General features: G+C 69.5%; 16 protein-coding genes and 1 tRNA gene. 8 read left to right on the top strand and 9 right to left on the bottom strand.

Annotation, left to right across the window (positions count from 1 at the left end; translation table 11 throughout):
* Nucleotides 1-6 precede the first annotated feature (6 nt).
* Nucleotides 7-1,071: a hypothetical protein gene (locus ACN28F_RS09540; protein WP_421357503.1), complete on the bottom strand. Its 1,065-nt coding sequence runs from the start codon at nucleotides 1,069-1,071 to the stop codon at nucleotides 7-9.
* Between the two features lie 192 nt (nucleotides 1,072-1,263).
* The gene (locus ACN28F_RS09535; protein ID WP_281553399.1) at nucleotides 1,264-1,431 is read right to left on the bottom strand and encodes a DUF5679 domain-containing protein; all 168 of its coding nucleotides are present in this window, start codon (nucleotides 1,429-1,431) and stop codon (nucleotides 1,264-1,266) included.
* Between the two features lie 484 nt (nucleotides 1,432-1,915).
* Between ACN28F_RS09535 and ACN28F_RS09530 the strand changes: the two genes are divergently transcribed.
* Together ACN28F_RS09530 and ACN28F_RS09525 are read left to right on the top strand one after the other, a co-directional pair.
* Nucleotides 1,916-2,446: a M48 family metallopeptidase gene (locus ACN28F_RS09530; protein ID WP_289207677.1), complete on the top strand. Its 531-nt coding sequence runs from the start codon at nucleotides 1,916-1,918 to the stop codon at nucleotides 2,444-2,446.
* A gap of 115 nt (nucleotides 2,447-2,561) precedes the next feature.
* Nucleotides 2,562-3,152, top strand: coding sequence for a hypothetical protein (locus ACN28F_RS09525; RefSeq protein WP_289207676.1), 591 nt, complete (start codon nucleotides 2,562-2,564; stop codon nucleotides 3,150-3,152).
* Between the two features lie 26 nt (nucleotides 3,153-3,178).
* Here the strand turns inward: ACN28F_RS09525 and ACN28F_RS09520 are convergent, their stop codons facing one another.
* Nucleotides 3,179-4,477 carry a zinc-dependent metalloprotease gene (locus tag ACN28F_RS09520; RefSeq protein WP_421357502.1) on the bottom strand — a complete coding sequence of 433 codons (1,299 nt, stop codon included), beginning with the start codon at nucleotides 4,475-4,477 and terminating at the stop codon, nucleotides 3,179-3,181.
* A 126-nt stretch (nucleotides 4,478-4,603) separates the two neighbouring features.
* Here ACN28F_RS09520 and ACN28F_RS09515 point away from each other — a divergent pair, with 126 nt between their 5' ends.
* The 3 genes from ACN28F_RS09515 (at nucleotide 4,604) to ACN28F_RS09505 (ending at nucleotide 9,018) form a co-directional block, all read left to right on the top strand.
* On the top strand, nucleotides 4,604-5,626 hold the full coding sequence (locus ACN28F_RS09515) for a YlbL family protein (protein WP_289207674.1): 1,023 nt from the start codon (nucleotides 4,604-4,606) through the stop codon (nucleotides 5,624-5,626).
* A gap of 131 nt (nucleotides 5,627-5,757) precedes the next feature.
* The gene (locus ACN28F_RS09510) at nucleotides 5,758-8,754 is read left to right on the top strand and encodes a UPF0182 family protein (protein WP_421357501.1); all 2,997 of its coding nucleotides are present in this window, start codon (nucleotides 5,758-5,760) and stop codon (nucleotides 8,752-8,754) included.
* 187 nt (nucleotides 8,755-8,941) lie between these two features.
* Nucleotides 8,942-9,018: transfer RNA gene (locus ACN28F_RS09505), tRNA-Met, on the top strand.
* Between the two features lie 150 nt (nucleotides 9,019-9,168).
* On the opposite strand, the gene ACN28F_RS09500 is transcribed toward ACN28F_RS09505, so the two are convergent.
* From ACN28F_RS09500 to ACN28F_RS09475, 6 genes are all read right to left on the bottom strand, one after another.
* Nucleotides 9,169-10,014, bottom strand: coding sequence for a hypothetical protein (locus ACN28F_RS09500; RefSeq protein ID WP_289207672.1), 846 nt, complete (start codon nucleotides 10,012-10,014; stop codon nucleotides 9,169-9,171).
* Between the two features lie 66 nt (nucleotides 10,015-10,080).
* Entirely contained in the window at nucleotides 10,081-10,794 is a 714-nt protein-coding gene (locus ACN28F_RS09495; protein WP_289207671.1) for a hypothetical protein, read from the bottom strand.
* A 74-nt stretch (nucleotides 10,795-10,868) separates the two neighbouring features.
* The gene (locus ACN28F_RS09490) at nucleotides 10,869-11,663 is read right to left on the bottom strand and encodes a 2OG-Fe(II) oxygenase (RefSeq protein ID WP_289207670.1); all 795 of its coding nucleotides are present in this window, start codon (nucleotides 11,661-11,663) and stop codon (nucleotides 10,869-10,871) included.
* 38 nt (nucleotides 11,664-11,701) lie between these two features.
* Entirely contained in the window at nucleotides 11,702-12,484 is a 783-nt protein-coding gene (locus ACN28F_RS09485; protein WP_289207669.1) for an HpcH/HpaI aldolase family protein, read from the bottom strand.
* Nucleotides 12,481-13,317: a hypothetical protein gene (locus ACN28F_RS09480; protein WP_289207668.1), complete on the bottom strand. Its 837-nt coding sequence runs from the start codon at nucleotides 13,315-13,317 to the stop codon at nucleotides 12,481-12,483. Before ACN28F_RS09480 ends, ACN28F_RS09485 begins: the two co-directional genes overlap by 4 nt.
* Nucleotides 13,318-13,411: 94 nt before the next feature.
* A complete protein-coding gene (locus tag ACN28F_RS09475) occupies nucleotides 13,412-14,245 on the bottom strand; it encodes an SDR family NAD(P)-dependent oxidoreductase (RefSeq protein WP_289207667.1) in 834 nt (277 codons plus the stop codon).
* Nucleotides 14,246-14,607: 362 nt separating this feature from the next.
* Between ACN28F_RS09475 and ACN28F_RS09470 the strand changes: the two genes are divergently transcribed.
* From ACN28F_RS09470 to ACN28F_RS09460, 3 genes are read left to right on the top strand one after another with little or no spacing between them, the layout of a single operon-like run.
* Nucleotides 14,608-18,105 carry a type I restriction-modification enzyme R subunit C-terminal domain-containing protein gene (locus ACN28F_RS09470; protein WP_421357500.1) on the top strand — a complete coding sequence of 1,166 codons (3,498 nt, stop codon included), beginning with the start codon at nucleotides 14,608-14,610 and terminating at the stop codon, nucleotides 18,103-18,105.
* Nucleotides 18,102-19,493, top strand: a complete 1,392-nt coding sequence (locus ACN28F_RS09465) for a restriction endonuclease subunit S (protein ID WP_421357499.1) — start codon at nucleotides 18,102-18,104, stop codon at nucleotides 19,491-19,493. The genes ACN28F_RS09470 and ACN28F_RS09465 overlap by 4 nt, the downstream gene beginning before the upstream one ends.
* Nucleotides 19,490-21,007 (top strand): type I restriction-modification system subunit M, encoded by a 1,518-nt coding sequence (locus tag ACN28F_RS09460; protein ID WP_421357498.1) that lies wholly within the window; start codon nucleotides 19,490-19,492, stop codon nucleotides 21,005-21,007. Before ACN28F_RS09465 ends, ACN28F_RS09460 begins: the two co-directional genes overlap by 4 nt.
* Nucleotides 21,008-21,040 lie beyond the last annotated feature (33 nt).

Below are 21,040 nucleotides of genomic sequence, written 5' to 3'. Positions count from 1 at the left end.
CCATTGTTACCGACGATCGCGTACGGTGACCCCTCCCTGAGCGTGGCTCATGCCACGGCGGGGGGCCGGCCGGCGCTGGCAGGGGCAGCGCGGGTGCACCGACCAGGCCCGTCGGCGCAGCTGGGCGGGGGCGTGCACCTCGACCGCCGCTCCGATGGTCTCCGGGCTCCCACCGTCGACGAAACTCAGGATCTCGGCGGTGCCGATGCTCACGGCGGCGAGCAGGGTGGCGGCGTCACAGGTGGTCGCCGGGCCGATCGCGCACAGCTGGGCGGCGAGCTGCCGCCAGCCCGGGTCGCGGTCCTGCCGGTGCAGGTCGAGGCAGTGCAGACAGGGCGCGCCGGGGGTGGGTACGAGCGGGCCGACCACCGGCGTACGGTCCCGGACGTCGATCAGCAGGTGCGCCTGCCGGCGGCGGGCGAGGCCCGCCGCGACCAGGTTGGCCGGGCGGTCGACGCCGAGCAGGACGACCAGGTCGGCCGGGCCGAGCGGGCCGGGCCGCACCGGGGCGGTGCGGGTCTCCGGGGCGACCTGCTCGACCGCGCGGGCGACGTCGTCACGGACGTGTTCCGGTGTGGGCAGGTCGAGGCCGAGGTGCCCGATCCCGGATTCGGCCAGGGTGACGGCGAGCGGTCGGACGAGCCGGCCCCTACCGGTCAGCACGATCCGGGCGCGCTGGCGGCGCCGGAGGATCTGGGCGGGCGTGGCAGGGCTGCCCGGCCGGCGCAGCGCCAGTGCGGTCGCTTCGGTGGTGAGCCGGCGTCGGGCCGGTGCGGGCAGGTTGGCCGGGAGCAGGGTGTGCGCGCCGACGACGAGTCCGTGGCCGGCGAGCGTGTCGAGCAGCTGCTGCGCCTGCTCACGGGGGATCCCGAGCCGGCCGGCGACGTCGAGGACGGCGCGGGCGGGGCGACTGCCGTCGAGGGTGTCGAGCAGCCGGGACAGGGCCGGGTCGGGGAGTTCGAGCAGCACGGCGTGGCGTGGGTCGGCGCCGAGCTGCAGGGTGTGCGGATCGCGCCAGAGGCGGGCCAGGCCGGGCAGCAGGGTCGGCCGGAGCAGGGGGTCGGCGGTCATGGATGACAGACTGTCACCGTAACGGAACGGTGTGCGGATCGTTGTCCACAGCCGGCGGCCGCCGTGCCCTCGGTTGTCCACAGGAATCGGCGAGTTTTCCACAACCCGTCGGTAACTCTGTCGGTGGGTGTCGTCACCGACGGTGCGCAGCGGGAAGGGGCGGCCGTAGCCGCCCCTTCCCGCAGCGCCGGTTCAGACCTTGGCCTTGCCCAAGATCCGGTTCACTGTTGTGCCACAGACCGGGCACTTGCCCTTGGCCATGTTCATCCCGGTCTTCGACACCGCGACGGTGCCCTCGAAGTCGCGCTTTTCCTTGCACTTCACGCAGTAACCGTTGTAGGTCTGGGCCTGGTCGGCCACGGTGCCCCTCCTCGTCTCGTCGCCGGGTGGTTGCAGACCCGGCGTGCACCCGCGCGCGGCCACCGTTGCGGCGCCGCGCGCTGGGATTTCTCCGCGGCCACTGTTGACCGCCGGTCCGCGGACCCTACCCAGGACTGGGCGGTTCCATGTCAACAATTCGCCGACACTGTGAGTAAGTCGACGTCGAGAGTGTGCATGCCGGAATACATCGGATAAGTCAGATTCGCAGTGACACGCCGGTAGAAGCTCCGCGAGTGCCCTGTCGGCGGGGGGGGCGGAGGTGAAAAGTTCTTCGCGATCGCCTACGGTGATCCATAGCGGCTCGGGCGCCAGGTGGGGCGGTCGAGTGGTTAACTTTTTTCGCGACAATCGCCCCCAAAAGGGGTGATTCCGGCGCGCTACACCGTGTTGCCTCTTGCGTTCACCTGGTCAGTACGGATTAGCGTGCCATCGTGAGCGAAACCCGGGGCTGCGCGGGCCGCTGATGGCGGGGGCGCGCAAGCCGGTCGTCGAGGTGCGGCGCAGTCAGCGCCGGCGCCGGACGGTGTCCGCGTACCGGGAAGGCGAACGGGTCGTCATTCTCATCCCGGACCAGTTCTCCCGGGCCGAGGAGAGCGAGTGGGTCGACCGGATGCTCGCCCGCCTCGCCGCCCGCGAGGAGCGACTGCGCCGCTCGGACAGCGAACTCGTCGGCCGGGCCCGCCGGCTCGTCGACCGCTACCTGCCCGAGCACGCCCGGGTGGCCGAGCTCGCCACCGTGCGCTGGGTCACCAACCAGAACAGCCGCTGGGGGTCGTGCACCCCGGCGGACCGCACCATCCGCATCTCCCACCGGATCCAGGAGATGCCCGACTGGGTGATCGACTACGTGCTGCTGCACGAACTGGCGCACCTGGTCGTGCCGAGCCACAACGCCCGCTTCTGGGAGCTCGTCGGCCGCTACCCCAAGGCCGAGCGGGCCCGTGGCTACCTGGAGGGCGTGGCCGCCGCCACCGGCTTCGTCCTGGCCGACTGACGGCCCCGACCCCGGCCGCACGGCCCCGAACCCAGCCGTACCGTCCCGACCCCAGCCGCACGGCGCCGGCACTGCCGCACCGGCAGCGACCGGCGCCCCGCACTAGAGTGGGCGGGTGCGTCGTGCCGTGGTGATCCTGCTCAGCCCGGTCGGCTGGTCGCCGCCCGGCACCGACCTCGCCACCTGGCGGGCCGCCCTGGCCGAGGACATGGTCGACCTGCTCGCCACCCTCAGCCAGCTGGAACCAGCGATCGCCGCCGTCGCCGAGGACCTGCCGCTGGCCCGGTCGATCGCCTGGCCGGACATGCCGATCCACACCCTGCCGGAGGCCTCGGTCAGCGCCGCGCTGACCGCCACGGCGGCCGCCGGCTACGACCAGGCGGCGGTGCTCGCGGCGGACGCCCCCGACCTGCCGGGCCTGCTGATCGGCAAACTGCTGCGGCCGATCACCACCAGACCGGTGGCGGTCGCACCGGCGTACGGCGGCGGACTGCTCGGTGTGGCCGCCCGCCTACCGGCCCCGGACTGGCTGCCACCGCTGGAGCTGACCGCCGACCCGGAGTCGCTCCGCGCCGCCGCGCCGCGCCGGGCGCTGGTGGCGGTGACACCGGCGTGGCACCGGTTGCGGGGCCCGGCCGACCTGGCCGCCCTCGACCCGGCGGTCGAGGGCTGGGAGACCACCCGGTCCCTGCTGACCGCCGGCTGAGCACCGCGCCGACACCGGCCGAACGCCTACTCCGGCTTGTCCGGTCCGGCCTGCGGCGTGTCCGGTCCGGCGTCCGGCGCGTCCGGCCGGGCCGGTGGTTCCGGCGGTGCCGAGCTGAAGTCGATGTCGCCGATATCGAAGTCGAACGTGGCACGCGCGAACGCGTCCGGGTCGGCGAAGTCGGCGTCCGACGGCAGCAGATCCGGGTGGCTCCAGACCGCGTCCCGCCCGTCGACACCCCGGTGGGTGGTCAACGCGGCCCACAACGCCGCGGCCTCCCGCAGCCGGCGGGGCCGCAGCTCCAACCCGACCAGCGCGGCGAAGGTCTGCTCCGCCGGCCCGCCGGCGGCGCGCCGCCGGCGGAACGCCTCGGCCAGCTTCACCACGTTCGGCAGCCGGTCGGCCGACGCGCTGTCCACGACGTGGCCCACCCAGCCCTCGATCAGGGCCAGTACGGTCTCGATCCGGGCCAGCGAGGCCTTCTGCGCGGCGGTGTCCTCCGGCGTGAAGATCCCCTCCATGGCGATCTCCTGCATCGACTCCGGGTTGGTCGGGTCGACCCGACCGAGCGCGTCCTCGATCGCCTCCCGGTTGACGGTGATCCCCGAGGCGTACGTCTCCACCGCCGCCAGCACGTGCCCGCGCAGCCACGGGACGTGCTCGAACAGCCGCTGGTGGGCGGCCTCGCGCAGCGCCACGTAGAGGCGGACCTCGTCCTCGGGCAGTTCGAGCCCGGCACCGTACGCCTTGATGTTGGCCGGCAGCAGCGCGGCCGTGCCGGCCGGTCCCAGCGGTAGCCCGATGTCGCTGGCCGAGAGCACCTCGGTGGCGAGCGAGCCGAGCGCCTGACCGAGCTGGCCGCCGAACAGCGCGCCGCCGAGCGTCGTCATCATCGCCTGCATCGGCCCGAGCTGGCCGCGCGCCTCGGGCGGCACCAGGTCACCCATCGCGCCGACCATCCGCCCGGCCACCGGGTCGCAGAGCTTGCGCCAGACGTCCAGCGTCCGGTAGATCCACTCGTTGCGGTTCCACGCCACCGACGTGCGGATCCCCGACGGCAGCGCCGCCGACGACTCCAGCCACAGGTCGGCCACGCGCAGCGCCTCGGAGACGGTGTGCCACTCGTGCGGGTTGACCGCCGGGTCACCCTGGGCGGAGAGCTGGCTGGCCGCCACCTGGCGGGCCAGATCCCAGTTCACCGGGCCGCTGCCCGGCGCGGCGAGTAGTTGCTGCAGCTGCGCCATGAACTGCTGCAGCTGCTGCGGGTCGTTGGGGTCTGGCGGCTGGCCTCCGGGAATCTGGAAGCCGAACGGAATATCAGGCACGTCCCCCACGGTACGCGGCCGGCGCGGCCGGACAGGCCAGCTGAGTTCCGCTCAGCGCGAAGCGGACCGGGTGGGAACCCCGGCTGCGGCGGCGTCCGACGCGACGGCGATCGGTACGCTCGGCGCATGAGACGTCGCGGTGTCACGGTCCTCCTCGGCGCGCTGCTCACCGCACTGCTCGCGTACGGGGTCTTCGCCGCCCCGGTGCCGTACGTGGTGCTCGGCCCCGGCCCGACGGTGGACACCCTCGGTGCCGACGACGGCGAGGACGTCATCCAGATCTCCGGCATCGACACCTCCACCTCGGCGGGCCAGCTGCGGCTGACCACGGTCGGCGTACGGCCCAACGTGGGGTTGCGGGAGGCGATCGCCGGCTGGTGGAGCGACTCCGAGGCGGTCGTGCCGTACGACGTGATCTACCCGCCGGGGCAGACCCGTGAGCAGGTCGAGGAGCGCAACGCGGAGGACTTCGCCGCCTCGCAGACCAGCGCCGAGACCGCCGCGCTGCGCCAACTCGGCTACCCGGTGCAGGTGCTGGTGCGGGCGGTCACGCCGGACGGGCCGTCGGTCGGGGTGCTGCAGACCGACGACGTGATCACCTCGGTCGACGGTGCCCCGGTCACCTCGGCCACGCAGCTGACGGAGCTGATCCGGGCGCAGCCGGTCGGGACGACGTTGACCGTCGGCTACACCCGCGCCGACCAGCCGGGCACCGCCGAGATCACCACCCGGGCCACCGACGGCGGCCCGCCCCGGATCGGTGTCGAGATCACCGAGGACCAGCCCCGGCCGTTCGAGCTGACCATCGACCTGGACGAGATCGGCGGGCCCAGCGCCGGGCTGATGTTCGCCCTGGGCATCATCGACAAGATCGAGGCGGAGGACCTCACCGGCGGCAAGATCATCGCTGGTACGGGCACCATCGACGCGCAGGGCAACGTCGGCGCGATCGGCGGCATCCCGCAGAAGCTGGTCGGGGCGAAGTCGGCTGGTGCGGTGGCGTTCCTGGTGCCCGAGGCGAACTGCGCCGAGGCGGTGGCGAACGCCGTACCGGATCTGCCGTTGCTGCGGGTGGCGACGCTCGACGAGGCGCTCGACGCGCTGGCGGACCTGCGCGCCGGGCGCCAGCCGACGCTCTGCGACGGCTGACACCACCGCCGGGCGCGGGCGGCTGACACCGGTCAGGTCGACCTCAACCGGCCCTGAGGTGGACACACCCCGTAGTCTTGGTCCCTGATCGCCAGCGGATCACACCAACGTGCGGAGTGCCAATCGTGGTCATGCGTAGCAGCCCTATGCCCGGAATGAGCCGTCGTGGCCGCGTCACGGTCGGCGTACTGATCGGGATCTTCCTTCTCTTCACCCTGCTCGGTTGGGGGGTGAACGCCTGGACCGACTGGTTGTGGTACCAGGAAGTGGACTTCACCGGGGTCTTCACCGGCGTGCTGTTCACCCGGCTGCTGCTGTTCGCCGTCGTCGGGCTGGCGGTCGCCCTGGTCATCGCCGTCAACCTGTGGCTGGCGTACCGGCTGCGGCCCACCCTGCGCCCGCACTCGCCGGAACAGGTCAGCCTGGAGCGGTACCGGATGCTGCTGACGCCGCGCATCGGCGTCTGGATCGCGGTGCTGTCGGCGCTGGTCGGCCTCTTCGCCGGGCTCTCCGCGCAGAACCGCTGGAGCCAGTGGCTGCTGTTCCGCAACTCCCAGGAGTTCGGCATCACCGACCCGGAGTTCGGCATCGACATCGGCTTCTACGTGTTCGAGTACCCGTTCCTGCGCTACCTGCTCGGCCTGGCGTTCACCGCCGTGGTGCTGTCGGTGCTCGGCGGCCTGGCGATGCACTACATCTACGGCGGCGTACGCCTGCAGGGCATTGGCGACCGGATGACGAACGCCGCGCGGGCCCACCTGACCACGCTGGTCGCGGTCTTCGTGTTGCTCAAGGCCGTGGCGTACGTGCTGGACCGGCGCGGCATGCTGCTGGAGTACAACGAGCAGGCCCGCATCTACGGAGCCGGCTACGCCGACATCAACGCGCTGCTGCCGGCCAAGGAGATCCTGGCCTACATCTCGATCGTGGTGGCGATCGCGATCATCGTCTTCTCCAACGCGGTGATGCGCAACCTGGTCTGGCCGGGCATCTCGCTGGCCCTGCTGGGCATCTCGGCGGTGGCGATCGGCGGCATCTACCCGTGGGCGGTGCAGACCTTCGAGGTCAACCCGAGCCTGCGGGACAAGGAGGCCCAGTTCATCGAGCGCGGCATCGTCGCCACCCGGGAGGCGTTCGGGCTCGACATCAGCGAGCAGACGCCGTACCCGGCGACGAACCTGACGCCGCCGGAGAGCCTGGCCACCGACACGGCCGTGGTGCCCAACATCCGGCTGCTGGACCCGCAGCTGGTCTCCGAGACCTACACCCAGTTGCAGCAGGTCCGTGGCTTCTACGACTTCGGCACGAAGCTGGACATCGACCGCTACACCATCGACGAGCAGACCCAGGACTACGTCGTGGGCATGCGGGAGATCAACTACGGCGAGCTGACCGAGCAGCAGAGCAACTGGATCAACCGCCACACGGTCTTCACCCACGGGTACGGCATGGTCGGCGCGCCGGCCAACCGGGTGGTCTGCGGCGGGCAGCCGTACTTCGTCTCCGGCTTCCTCGGTGACCAGGCCCAGGAGCAGTGTTCGTCGTCGACCGAGGAGATCCCGGTCGAGCAGCCGCGGATCTACTACGGCGAGCAGATGGACGGCACCGACTACGCGATCGTCGGCTCGCCCGGCGACACCAACGTCGAGTTCGACCGGCCGACCTCCAGCGGCGGCGAGCAGTACTACACGTACTCCGGTTCCGGCGGCGTCGAGGTCGGTTCGTTCGGCCGCAAGCTGCTGTACGCGATCAAGGAGCAGGAGACCAACTTCCTGCTCTCCGAGGCGGTCAACGAGAACTCGAAGCTGCTGTACGTGCGAAACCCCCGTGACCGGGTGGAGAAGGTCGCGCCGTTCCTGACGCTCGACGGCGACCCGTACCCGGCGGTGGTCGACGGGCGCATCCAGTGGATCGTGGACGGCTACACCACCTCGGCGACCTACCCGTACTCGGAGCGGGTCAACCTGCAGGTGGAGACGGCCGACGAGCTCACCGGCCAGGGCACGTTCGTGCTGGCCCGGGAGAACGTCAACTACATCCGCAACTCGGTCAAGGCCACCGTCGACGCCTACGACGGCACGGTGCGGCTGTACGAGTTCGACGAGAACGACCCGGTGCTCAAGGCGTGGAACGCGGCGTTCGGCGGTGACCTGGTGATCCCGAAGGCGGAGACGCCGCAGTCGCTGGTCGACCACTTCCGCTACCCGGCGGACCTGTTCAAGGTGCAGCGCAACCTGCTGGCCCGCTACCACGTCACCAACCCGGCGGAGTTCTTCTCCGGGCAGGACTTCTGGGAGGTGCCCAACGTCCCGGACGCCCCGGACACCGAGGTCAAGCAGCCGCCGTACTACCTGCTGACCCAGTGGCCGGAGCAGGACGAGCCACGCTTCCAGCTGACCTCGGCGGTGACCCCGGCCGGCCGGCAGAACCTGGCCGCGTTGATCTCCGGTTCGTACGTCGACGGGCAGCCGCAGCTGCAGGTGCTGGAGCTGCCGGACCAGACGGCGATCTCCGGCCCGGTGCAGGTGCACCAGCGGATGACCAACAACGCGGCGATCCGCCAGCAGCTGAACCTGCTCTCGTCCAACCAGGCGCAGGTGCAGTACGGCAACCTGCTGTCGCTGCCGTTCGGCAACGGCATGCTCTACGTCGAGCCGGTGTACGTGAAGAGCAACCAGACGAACGCGTACCCGTTGCTGCAGCGGGTGCTGCTCTCCTACGGTGACGGCGGTTCGTACGTGGTGCTCGCCAACAGCGTGCAGGACGGCATCCGGCAGCTGATCGAGCAGGCTGAGCAGGGTGGCGCGCCGACGACACCGCCGGAGGGTGAGGAAGGCGAGGGCGAGGGTGAGGAGCCGGGTGGCACCCCGACGCCGCCGACGCCTCCGCCGACGACGCCGACCGATCCGGGTCTGGTGACGCCGGAGCTGCAGGCGGCCGCCGCCGAGGTCAGTGCCGCGATCGACGAGGCCCGCGCCGCGCAGGCGGCAGGTGACTTCCAGCGGTACGGCGAGGCGCTGGCCCGGCTGGACGCGGCGATGACGGCGTTCCAGGAGGCCCAGCGGGCGGCCGGGATCGGTGGCGCCGCCGCTCCACCCCCCGCCGCCGATCCTTCTCCCACCGGCTGACCTCGCCTGCCCCGGCTGACCCCTGCCGACTGACCCACTGCCCCCCGTGATCTTGCACTTATCGAGAAGATATGTCCGGATTGTCCAACGATAAGTGCAAGATCGCCGGGATCTTGGGTGGTGTGGCGGGGGAGTTGGGGGTCGTTTTGCGGCGGCCGGACGGTGTGCGCTAGTGTTAACGCATCGCCGCGGGGTGGAGCAGCTCGGTAGCTCGCTGGGCTCATAACCCAGAGGTCGCAGGTTCAAATCCTGTCCCCGCTACCACGGTGAACGGCCCGCCAGGGACTCCCTGGCGGGCCGTTTCGTGTGCATACCGTCTTGCGTCCCAGGCCTAGATGACGACGGCGGCGGCAGCGCCTGGGCCCAGACGACGACGGCGGCGGCAGCGCGCCTGGGCCCAGACGGCAGCGCCAACTAACTCCGTAGCGATTCGGCGATGTCGAGCAGCTGGCCGATCGTGCGGGAAGTGACGGTGTTGTCCGGGAGTTTGCCGGTGTCGGCCCGGAACCGTCGGCGCAGCTCGGCGGTGACCGTCGGGCCGTCGCCGCAGAGCAGCTCGACCAGCGCGGTGTCCTTGGCTTCGGTGGGCAACCCGGCCACCCAGTCGGCCAGTTCGGCCGAGTCGGCCGAGTCGGCGGCTGTCTGCGCCGTCACCGGGGCGCTGGCCTGGGCCGCCGCCGCGATCAGATCGGGGTCGATCCGCAGGAACTCGGCGAATTCGCGGAGCGGACCGGTGAGCCGACCGAGTCCGGCCGGCACCGGCGGCTCGGTCGCTTCGTCGCCGAACTCGCCGCCCTGGATGAGGAACAGCCAGGCCAGGTAGAGGGCGCGATGGTCGCCGACGGCGAGTTGATCGCGGATGCCGACGATGTCGGCGAGCCAGCCTTCACCGTCGCGGTCGACGCTGTCGTCGGAGTCCTCATCGGTGCTGGTGAAGTTGAGGATGAGGTGGTCGTCCGACTGGTACGCCTCGGCCGGCTCGGCCCAGCAGTACTGCTGGGCGGTGGTCAGGTCGAGCAGCCGCAGCGGCAGCCGGAGCGCCAGTTGCCGGGTGCCCCAGTTGGCGAAGTAGAGGTGCGCGTCGAAGTACTCCTCGACCATGGCCATGGGCTCGGCCTTGAGGTCACCCCACTCGTACGAGTTGGTGAAGCTGGTGGCGGTGATCACCGCCCGGGTCGACAGTTCGCGGAGCTCGGCCTGCTGTTGCTTGTCCAGCGGCCGGTCGATGGCAAGGAAGTCGTAGAACTGATACTCGCTCACCGGGCCATCATTCACCCGGCCGGTGCCGGTGTCTGCCCCGGGCAGGGCGGCTGCCCGGCGCCGTGCCTACCATTCCCGCCACAGGGCGGTGAAGAGCAGGGCGGCGCTGGCGACGGCGAGGGTGACCGGGATCGCGCCGGCGATCCAGAGCCAGGTGTGGTCGGGTTCGACGTCGCGGGGCAGCTTCGGGTAGAGGATGCCGGCCGGGTCGACCTGGACCTTGGTCCGCTCGTCGAGCTGGAACTCGCCGACGTCGCCGGAGACGGTGAATTCCCGCCGGTCACCGTCGAGGAGCCGCATCCGGTAGGATTGGTACGGGTCCCCGAACCCCGGCAGCGGCTGGTAGGTCGGGGACACCTCGGTCACCACGGCGACGGCGGACGGCCCTATACGGAGGATTTCCCGGTCGTGGTGCGCGGAGACCGACACGCAGAAGGCGTAGCCGGCGGCGGCGACCAGCAGCACCCCGGTCAGCAGCGCCGCCCCGAGGTCGTCCTCGTCGACCAGGCGGTTGAACACGCCCATCACCCCGGCGATGCCGGCGACGGTGACCAGCGCACCGAACAGCATCGCCCATCGCAGGGCACCCTCGTCCTGGGTGATCCGTGGAACGTGCCGGCCGATCGCCCCGAAGCCGGCGACCATCGTCAGCTGGCAGGCCAGGATGGCGGCGCTGGGCGGCAGCGTCCGGCGCAGGCGGGCTCGTCGTGCACGGCGACGGTAGGCGCGGAGCCGGTCCCGCAGCGCCGCCGGGTCGACGTCTCCCGGTCCGTCGGTCACCTTGTCGACGGTAGAGGTCCGACGCCACCGTACGAGCGGGTCGCGGCGGTCAGCTCCACAGTCGCAGGGAGCGGTCAGCTCCACAGGCGCAGCGGGTCAGCCGGGTCGGCGTACCCGATGAAGCCGGACAGCGTGACGCGGCGGCCGTGGTGGGTGGGGGTGACGGCGTGCACCCGGTCGCTGCGCAGCAGCACCAGGTCGCCGGTGCGCGGTGCCAGGGACACCGCCGGTTCACCCAGCAGGTCGCGGCGGTAGCCGTAGGTGCCGGCGACGCCGTGGTCGGTCCGGTCGACCGTGTACGGGTCGACGTCCCACAGCTGCAGCAGGCCGTCGTCCTGGCCGGCTGGTGCCTGCAGGAAGAGGTTGACGCCGAGCTGGCCGGTGAAGCGGTGGGCCCCGGGCACCCGGGGCGCGGCCCGGGCCAGGATGTCCATGTGCGGCAGGGCATGTGCGCCGTCCTGCCAGACCCGCAGCATCCCGAAGACCAGCGGGGTGCCGCCGTGGCGCAGCAGTTGGCTGCCGGCCGGCCAGCTCTCGTCCAGTTCGCAGCGGAGCCGGTCGACGGGGGAGGCGTACGGGGCGCAGCTGGCCCGGACGGCGCGCAACGTGTCGGCGGCGCGGGACCGGTAGTGGGCCAGAGCTTCGGCGTCCTTCTGGGCTTCGCTGAAGGTGCCGACGTTGCTGCGGTAGATGCGGCTGGTGGTGCCGGCGGCCCGGTCCAGGTGGTCCAGCAGCGCGGGGACGACGTCGGCGCAGACCTGCGCCGGAGTGTAGCCGCGCACCCGGGCGATCAGGGCTGCCCCGCTGGTCAGTGCGTCGAGGGTAGCGGTGTCCAGGGTGGGGGAGTCCAGGATCACGGCCGTCTCCATTCAGTTGTGGTCGTCGGTCACCGGTGCTCGTCGGTGACTCACGGGTGGTCGTCCGGTTGCCACTTGCGGTGCAGGCTGTCCAGGGTGGCGCGGGCGGTGCCGGCCATCAGGCCGATGTCGGAGCCGATGGCGACGAAGCTGGCACCGTGCGCCAGTTCGTCGGCGGCGGCGTCGGCGGTGCCGGAGAAGATGCCGAACGGCACCTTCGCAGCACCGCAGGCGGCGCGGACCTGCTGTACGGCGGCACGGACCGCCGGGTCGTCGACCTTGCCGAGCCGGCCCAGGCTGCCGGACAGGTCGTACGGGCCGATGAAGACGGCGTCGTAGCCGGGTACGGCGACGATGTCGTCGATGTGGCGGACCGCCTCGGCGTCCTCGATCTGCAGGATCAGCGCGGTGGCGTCGTTGGCGCGGGACAGGTAGCCGGCCAGGTCCATGCCGTAGCCGTGGGCGCGGGCGATGCCGACGCCGCGGGTGCCCAACGGCGGGTACTTCGCGGCCCGGACCCAGCGGCGGGCGTCGTCGGCGGAGCGTACGTGCGGCACGATGACGCCGTCGGCGCCGCTGTCGAGGATCCGGGCGATCCAGCCTTCGCCGGCGACCGGGATCCGGGCGATAACGTACGCACGTCCGGCGACCGCCTGGGCGATCCGTTGAATCGCCCTGGTGTCCAGGGTGGGGGAGTGTTCGGCGTCGACGAACAGCCAGTGCATTCCGCTGATGGCGAGTGCTTCGGCGGCTTCTGGATTTTCCATCGTTACCAGGGTGCCGATCAGTGGTGGTGCGGTGGCGAGCCGGTTCGGCAGTGCGGACAGCGTCATGATCCCATTTCCCTGAGTCGGTGGAATTCGTCGGTGTCCCGCAGTTCGGGGTGCAGGTCGGCCAGCAGGTCGAGGTTCGCCGCGTAGACCCGACGACCTTCGTTGATGTGCAGGGCGGCGTGCCACAGCTTGTCGAAGTGGCCGAGCATCACCTGGGCGACAGCCTCGTTGCGAATGAGTACGGAGTCCATCGCCCCGGTGAGGTTGACCGGCGGGAACAAAAAGACGAACGACTGACCGTCCTTGACGGTGATGTGCATGCTCAGCGGGTGCAGCAGTGGCCCGGTGGTGGTCTGGCGGAACACGGCGAACGACGCGCGGCCGGTGGCGGTCAGCTCCAGCGAGCGGGCCAGCAGGAAGCGCAGCTTCTGGTTGCTGTCGATGCTGGCGATGCTGCGGAAGCTGCGCAGCGGGGAGCGTCTGGCGCGGATGTAGGCGTGCAGGCGCTGGAAGTAGACGTCGAGGTTGCTGTGTTCGCCGCGCGCCGGGGAGAGGTTGAGGGTGCTGACCGTCTCGGCCCCGATGCTGATCTCCATCAGCTTTTCGAGGAATTTTTCACTCGTGTGGAACACCTCGACGCCCTGCGCCGGCTGGTTGAGGATGCTCGCCTGCTGATCGGCGAGGTGATCGAGCCGACCATGGACGTATGCTGCAAAAGCAGTCAATGTCGCGAACATGTAGCCGATGGTCAACTCGACGGGCAGCTCCACCGGGGCGGTGGTGAACAGGTTGAAGACACCGATCGGGAGTGCGACCAGAGTGAACGCACCGAACAGCCAGAGTGATACCGTTCCCGCGACGTCGGCGTCCGGACGTCGGGAATTCTTGATCATGCAGCAGGGCCCCGGGTCCAATATCAACTGATGAAACGTGTTAGTCCATCGTCGTTAGACAATGTCCATTGCGCAAGTGTCAGTCGCGCAAGCGTCAGCCGTCGATCGACCAGTCCCCACCCGCCAGGAATCCCCCGTCCGCATAGTAGGTGTGCCCGGTCAGGAACGCGCCGGCATCGGAGGCGAGCAGCAGGAGCAGGCCGGTCATCTCGTGCGGGAGGCCGGGTCGGGCCAGCGGGACCCGGTCGAGGATCCAGTCGGCGATCGCCGGGTCCGCCCAGAGCGGCTCCGACAACGGGGTCTTCAGGAATCCCGGAGCCAGGCAGTTGACCCGGATCCGGTGCCGCCCCCACTCCGCCGCCTGCACCCGGGTGAGCTGGGACAGCGCGGCCTTGGCGGCACCGTAGACGGCGACCCGGGCCAGCCCGAAACTGCTGTTGATCGAGCCGACGTGCACGATCGAGCCGCCACCCTGGTCGATCATGTGCCGGGCGCTCGCCTGGGCCAGGAAGAACGGGACCTTCAGGTCGTTGTCCATGATCCGGTCGAAGGTGGACTGGTCGACGTCGAGCGTCGGCGACCTGCTGTTGACCGCGGCACAGTTGACCAGCACGTCGAGCCGGCCGAGACGCTCGACGGTCCGGTCGATCAGCTCCTGGCAGTCCCGCTGGTCGTGCAGGTCGACCACGTCGGTGCTGGTGTCGGCCTGTGGCGACAACGCGTCAGCGGTGACCTTCAACCGTTCGGCGTCGCGGTCGGTGAGGACGGTGTGGGCTCCGGCGGCGGCGAGGCCGGCCGCGAGCCATTGGCCGAGACCGCCGGCGGCGCCGGTGACAAGTGCGGTACGGCCGGAGAGGTCGAAGAGGTGTTTTGGATGCAGTCGTGTCAATTCGGCCAGCGATGGGACGCCTGCCTGGTGGTCCTCCATCGTGACTCCCAAACGTGAAACGTGGTCGTGATGCAGGAATATCGCGAAGATCGATCCAGGAACACTCGGGAATCATCTAGATCTGCTGATGGATGCCGCTATCAGGTGATTAGAGCATATTCGTAGCATCTGGGCTTCTTATCTTGTGCGGTGTCGCGACCTGCGGCAACTCGTCCGGTGGCCGGGGCGGTCCGGCCAGTGGACGGGGTGGGCTGACCGTCGGCCGGGAGTGGTCTGCCCGGTGGCCCGTGGCGGCTACGCCGGCCGGTCGGTCCACACCCGCCCTTCGGTGGGGTGACAAGGATTGCCGGCGTCGATACCGTGTAGCGTTCTGCACCGCTCAACACCCTCTGTGGAGAGTTGTGGATCTTCAACGCATCCGGCTGCTCGCCAACCAGTCTGCCAACTTCGGGTTCCTTGTGGATCATCCGTTGCTGGTGTTCTACGGCGTCGGCACCGAGTCGTTGATCTACGTGGACGCCCAGGCCGCGATGTTCAAGGCGCGGGCGTTCGGCGACACTCTCGCCCGTGAGCTGGTGAATCGCACCGGCACCCGGGCCGGCAGCGACAGGTTCGTCGATCAGGTGCAGGCGCTCAACGCGGCCGGCGTACTCACACCGAAGATCAACGAGGCGTTCCACCGGCTGCGTACGGTCGGCAACCAGGCGGTGCACGACCACCTCGACCAGGTGCGGACCGCGCTGGAGCTGCTGCGCTACTGCTTCGAGTTGGGCGTCTGGTTCCACCGGGCGCTGACCAACGACCGCAGCCCGATCGGCTTCGTGCCGCCCAGCCCGCCGGCACAGCAGGTGCCGCAGCGCGTCGTCGACGGTCTGCGGGCCGAGCTGGACCGCTACCGCCACGAGCTGGCCGAGGCCAAACTGCTGCTCGACGGGCAGCCGTCGGTGGCGGCGGCGCAGGCGGCGGCCGAAGCCGCGGCCGACCGGGCGGTCACCGAGTCCGCGGCCCGCCGTACGGTCGCCGCCGAGCTGGTCGCCGACCTGGAGCCGCAGATGACGGCGGCCAGTGCGGAGTTCGCCGCCCGTGCGCCGGCGAAGGTGTCGGCGGCCAACCGCGAGGCGTTCATCAGCCGCGCCCGGCGCGCCTCGGCCGAGCCGCTCAACGAGGTGCAGACCCGGGCCGAGATCGACCGGCAGCTCACCGCCGCCGGCTGGCAGGTCCAGGACGAAACCCAGATCAATTTGTACGCGGGGACCGGTGTCGCCGTCCGGGAGGTGACCCTGGCCACCGGCCGGGCCGACTACCTGCTGTACGTACAGCAGAAACTGGTCGGGGTGGTCGAAGCCAAGCGGGAGGGGACCGCGCCGCGTGGCGTGGAGGCGCAGCTGGACCGCTACCTGCGCGGGTTGACCGCCGCGCAGCGGATCTCGGCCTGGCGGCGGGACGCGCCGCTGCCGTTCGGCTACGTCGCCACCGGCACCGAGACGGCGTTCGTCAACGGGCTGGACCCGCAGCCGCGTACCCGCGAAGTTTTCGCCTTTCACCAGCCGGAGACGCTCGCGCGCTGGATGCGCGAGGCCGACGACGACCCGTCGGCCCCGACGCTGCGGGCCCGGCTGCGGGAACTGCCGCCGCTTGCGGAGGAAGGGTTGCGGCAGGCGCAGATCGACGCGGTACGCGGCCTCGAAGGCTCCCTCGCCGCAGACAAGCCCCGGTCGTTGATCCAGATGGCGACCGGTGCAGGCAAGACGTTCATGGCGGTGACCAGCAGTTACCGGCTGCTGCACCACGCCAAGGCAGTCCGGGTGCTGTTCCTGGTCGACCGCAACAACCTGGGCCGGCAGACGCTGCGCGAGTACGCCGGCTACGCCGCGCCGGGGGATGGGCGCAAGTTCACCGAGCTGTACAACGTGGACCGGCTGGCCGGGTCGGGGATGTCGGACTCGTCGGCGGTGGTCATCTCCACGATCCAGCGGCTGTACGGCGCGCTGGTCGGGCGGGAGCTGCCGGACGTCGACGTCGACGACCAGGCGTACGACAGTTATGAGCTGGACGAACCGGCGCAGGTCGCCTACAACCCGGCGATCCCGCCGGAGGCCTTTGATCTCATCATCGTGGACGAATGCCACCGGTCGATCTACGGCAAGTGGCGGGCGGTGCTGGAGTACTTCGACGCGTTCATGGTCGGGCTGACCGCCACGCCGGTGAAGCAGACCCTCGGCTTCTTCCAGCAAAACCTGGTCTCCGAGTACACCTACGAGCAGGCCGTCGCCGACGGGGTCAACGTCGGCTTCGACGTCTACCGCATCCGCACCGAGATCACCGACGCCGGCTCGACCATCGAGGCGAAGACGGTGGTGCCGCTGCGCGACCGGCGGACCCGCGCCGAGCGCTACCAGGAGCTGGAGGAGGACTTCAGCTACGTCGGTAAGGACGTCGGCCGCACGGTGATCTCCCGTGGCCAGCTGAAACTGGTGCTGGAGACCTTCCGGGACCGACTCTTCACCGAGATCTTCCCCGGCCGCACGACCGTACCCAAGACGTTGATCTTCGCCCGGGACGACAACCACGCCGAAGAGATCGTCACCATGGTCCGCGACGTGTTCGGCCGCGGCAACGACTTCGCCACCAAGATCACGTACGCGTCGCGGCGCACCGGCGACAACCCCGACGAGCTGATCCAGGCGCTGCGCAACAGCCCGGAGCTGCGGATCGCCGTCACCGTCGACATGATCGCCACCGGCACCGACGTCCGGCCGCTGGAATGCCTGCTGTTCCTACGCCCGGTCCGCACCGCCACCTACTTCGAGCAGATGAAAGGCCGGGGCGCACGCACCATCGACCCCGCCGACTTCCAGTCCGTCACCCCGGACGCCCAGGTCAAGGACCGGTTCGTCATCGTCGACGCGGTCGGCGTCACCGAGCAGGAGCTGGACGAGGCGGTGCCGCTGCACCGGCGCACCGAAGCACAGATCTCGCTCAAGGAACTGCTCGGCAAGGCCGGCACCCTCACCGCCGACGTCGACGAGGTGGCGACCCTGGCCGCCCGACTGGCCCGACTCGACCGCCAACTCACCGACGACGAACGCGCCGAGCTGACCGACCTCGCCGACGGCCAACCCCTGGCCGCGATCGCCCGCCGGCTCACCGACGCCGTCGCCCCCGAATCGCTGATTCCTGCGCACACCGCCGGCCCCGACGCGGTACGCGATCTGCTCGCCGAAGCGCTCCGGCCGCTGGCCGCCGCACCGCAGCTGCGGCAGCGCATCCTGGAGATCCGCCGCGCCCACGACATCACCATCGACGAGGTCAACGCCGACCGGCTGGTCTCGGCCGCCGGGGTGCCGGCCGCCGAACGCGCCCAGAAGGTCGTCCGCAGCTGGCATTCCTATCTGGAGGAACACCGCGACGAGATCACCGCGCTGCAGGTCTTCTTCGACGGCAAAGGCCGGGTCGACTTCGAGCAGCTCAAAGAGCTGGCCGCGCGGATCTCCCGGCCGCCGCAGGCGTGGACCCCGGACCGGTTGTGGCAGGCGTACGTGCTGCTCGGCCGCACCGCCGAAGCACCCGGCGACCGCGGCGTCACCGACCTGATCACCCTCGTGCGCTACGAGCTCGGCCTCGACCAGGAGCTGCGCCCCTACCGGTCGGTCGTCGAAGAACGCTTCCACGCCTGGCTGCTGCGCCAGGAACAGGCCGGCGCGGCCTTCACCTCCGAACAACTCTGGTGGCTGGAAAGGATCAAGAACGTGATAGCGGCAAGCGTTGCCGTCACCCCCGACGACCTGGACGGCGCCCCGTTCACCGAACGCGGCGGCATCGACGGCTACCTCCAAGCCTTCGGCAACGACCGTGCTCAACCCCTCCTCACCGAACTCAACCAGGAACTCACCGCATGAGCGACCTCCCTCGTGGCTGGGAGTGGGCTACTCTCGACGACCTTCAAGCTGCCGAGCCTCGCGCCATTACTGACGGCCCATTCGGCTCCAACCTGACGTCGGCGCACTACACCGATGGTGGAGCTCGTGTTATCCGCCTCCAGAACATCGGCGACGGAGACTTTGTTGACGAGCGTGCCTATATCAGCCTGGAACACTATGACGAGCTAAAGGCGCATGACGTTCGTCGAGGCGATCTGGTGATTGCCTCCCTGGGCAACAACCTTCCTCGGGCATGCATCGTCCCGGCGCTGGAGGCGCCAGCGATCGTCAAAGCTGACTGCATCCGTGTCCGCCTTCACGAATCCGTCGACTCTCGGTGGATTCTCAAGACCCTGATTTCTCCGGAAAGTCGCCGGTATGCCGCTACTCGGACGCGCGGTGTTGGCCGGCCGCGCTTGGGATTGGGTGAGATTCGTAAAATCCCTATCCCGGTCCCGCCGCTCGCCGAGCAGCGCCGCATCGTCGCCGCGCTCGACGTGAGTCTTGACCGCATCGCGGTGGCCAACCGTGCGGTCGCGACCGCACGCGTCAGGGCACTTTCCTTTTGTGAGTCCCTTACGGCGTCACTGATTGAGCCGTACCTTGGGCAGAGCCGTCCTCTGCGGAGCGTCCTATCAGAGCCAATGATCAACGGGAGATCGGTTCCATCCCGGCACGGCGGATTTCCTGTGCTGCGCCTTACCGCCGTCAAGGGTGATGTCGTTGATGCGTCAGAGTTCAAGGAGGGAGACTGGGATGCCCTAGAGGCGCAGCCGTTCCTGGTGCGCGAGGGGGATTTCCTAGTAAGTCGTGGGAACGGATCCCGCCGTCTGGTTGGTCGTGGAGGTCTGGTGGAGGGAACTCCCCGTCCAGTTGCGTTCCCCGATACCCTGATTCGGGTCCGGGTGGATCAGAGCTTGGTGGAACGCAAATTCCTCTCGGTTGTCTGGAATTCCCGATGGGTGCGTAGGCAGATCGAGGCTGTTGTTCGCACAACAGCAGGGATCTACAAGATCAACCAGTCGTTGCTGGGGGCGGTGGAGATACCTGTCCCGTCGCTTGAGCGCCAACGAGAGGTGGTTGAGTCGATCGGTTCAATATCGGAAGTGACTCGCTCCATCACCACTTTGGAAGCGGCCAGGAAGCGGAGTGCCGGTCTCCGGAGTTCGTTGCTGGCGGAGGCGTTTGCGGGGCGGTTGGTGGAGCAGGATCCGGCGGATGAGCCGGCGTCGGAGTTGCTGGCGCGCATCCGGGCTCAACGGGTGGTGGTGCCGAAGCAGCGGGGTCGGCGTACGTCCAAGGAGCTGGCAGCGCCCGCGACCAGGGCGATTGGGACCGATTTTCAGCAGGGAGAGTTGCCGCTGTGAGCAACGTGGATTCGCGCCGGCTGGTGCAGAAGCTGTGGAACTACTGCGACGTGCTGCGCGACGACGGGGTCTCCACGATCGACTACGTGGAGCAGCTGACGTACCTGCTGTTTCTGAAGATGGCCGACGAGCGGGCCAATCGGCCGCTCAAGCCGGAGCAGATCGTGCCGGCGGACCTGAGCTGGCAGACGTTGCTCGACAGCGACGGTGTCCGGCTGGAAGTGCAGTACCGCAACATCCTGAGCGGGCTCGGGCAGGAGTCCGGCACGCTCGGCACCATCTTCCGCAAGGCGCAGAACAAGATCCAGGACCCGGCGAAGCTCAAGAAGCTGATCGTCGACCTGATCGACAAGGAGCAGTGGTCGCAGGCCGGCGTCGACGTCAAGGGCGACGCGTACGAGGAGTTGCTGGCCAAGGGCGCTGAGGATGCCAAGTCGGGTGCCGGGCAGTACTTCACGCCGCGTGCGCTGATCGAGGCGATCGTCGACTGCGTGCAGCCGACCCCGGACGACACGATCACCGACCCGGCGTGCGGCACCGGCGGGTTCCTGCTGGCGGCGTACGACTTCATCCAGCGGCACCACGGCGACAGCCTGACCCGCGACCAGGCCCGGCACCTGGCCAACGGCGGGATCACCGGTACCGAGCTGGTCGACGGCACCGCGCGGCTCGCGGCCATGAACATGCTGCTGCACGGCATCGGTACGCCGAGCGGCCCGTCGCTGATCGACGTCCGCGACTCGCTCGGGCGGGAGCCGTCGCACAAGGTCAGCCTGGTGCTGGCCAACCCGCCGTTCGGGCGCAGCTCGTCGATCCGCATGATCGGCGAGGACGGGCGGGCCAGCCGCGAGGAGCGCGAGATCGAACGCGCCGACTTCTGGGCGACGACGTCGAACAAGCAGCTCAACTTCGTGCAGCACATCGCCTCGATGCTGGAGATCGACGGGCGGGCCGCGGTGGTCCTGCCCGACAACGTGCTGTTCGAGGGCGGTGCAGGGGAGACGATCCGGCGGCGGCTGCTCAAGCAATACGACCTGCACACCATGCTGCGGCTGCCGACCGGCATCTTCTACGCCGGTGGGGTCAAGGCCAACGTGCTGTTCTTCGAGCGCAAGCGCGCCCGCGAGGAGCCGTGGACCAGCAAGCTCTGGGTGTACGACTTCCGGACCAACCAGCACTTCACGCTCAAGCAGAACCCGCTGCGCCGGGAGCACCTGGAGGAGTTCGTCAGGGACTGCTACCTGCCTGGTAAGGACCGGTCCGAGCGGGTGGAGAGCGAGCGGTTCCGGGCGTACGACTACGACGAGCTGCTGAGCCGGGACAAGGTCAACCTGGACATCACCTGGCTGAAGGACGCGTCGCTGGAGGACGCCGACGCGCTGCTGCCACCCGAGGTCATCGCCCAGGAGATCGTCGAAGACCTGCAAGCCGCCCTACGCGAGTTCACCGCCATCGCCGACGCGCTCACAAATCGACCAGGCGCCAGAGTTGAATCGTCATCTGAGGCAATTTAAACGACTACGTCCCAAGGTGATCCTTTGCTGAGT

The organism is Solwaraspora sp. WMMA2101 (assembly GCF_049179175.1).
Taxonomy (GTDB): domain Bacteria; phylum Actinomycetota; class Actinomycetes; order Mycobacteriales; family Micromonosporaceae; genus Micromonospora_E.
Note: the sequence above shows the minus strand (reverse complement) of the source record. Positions and strands in the feature narration are given on the sequence as shown.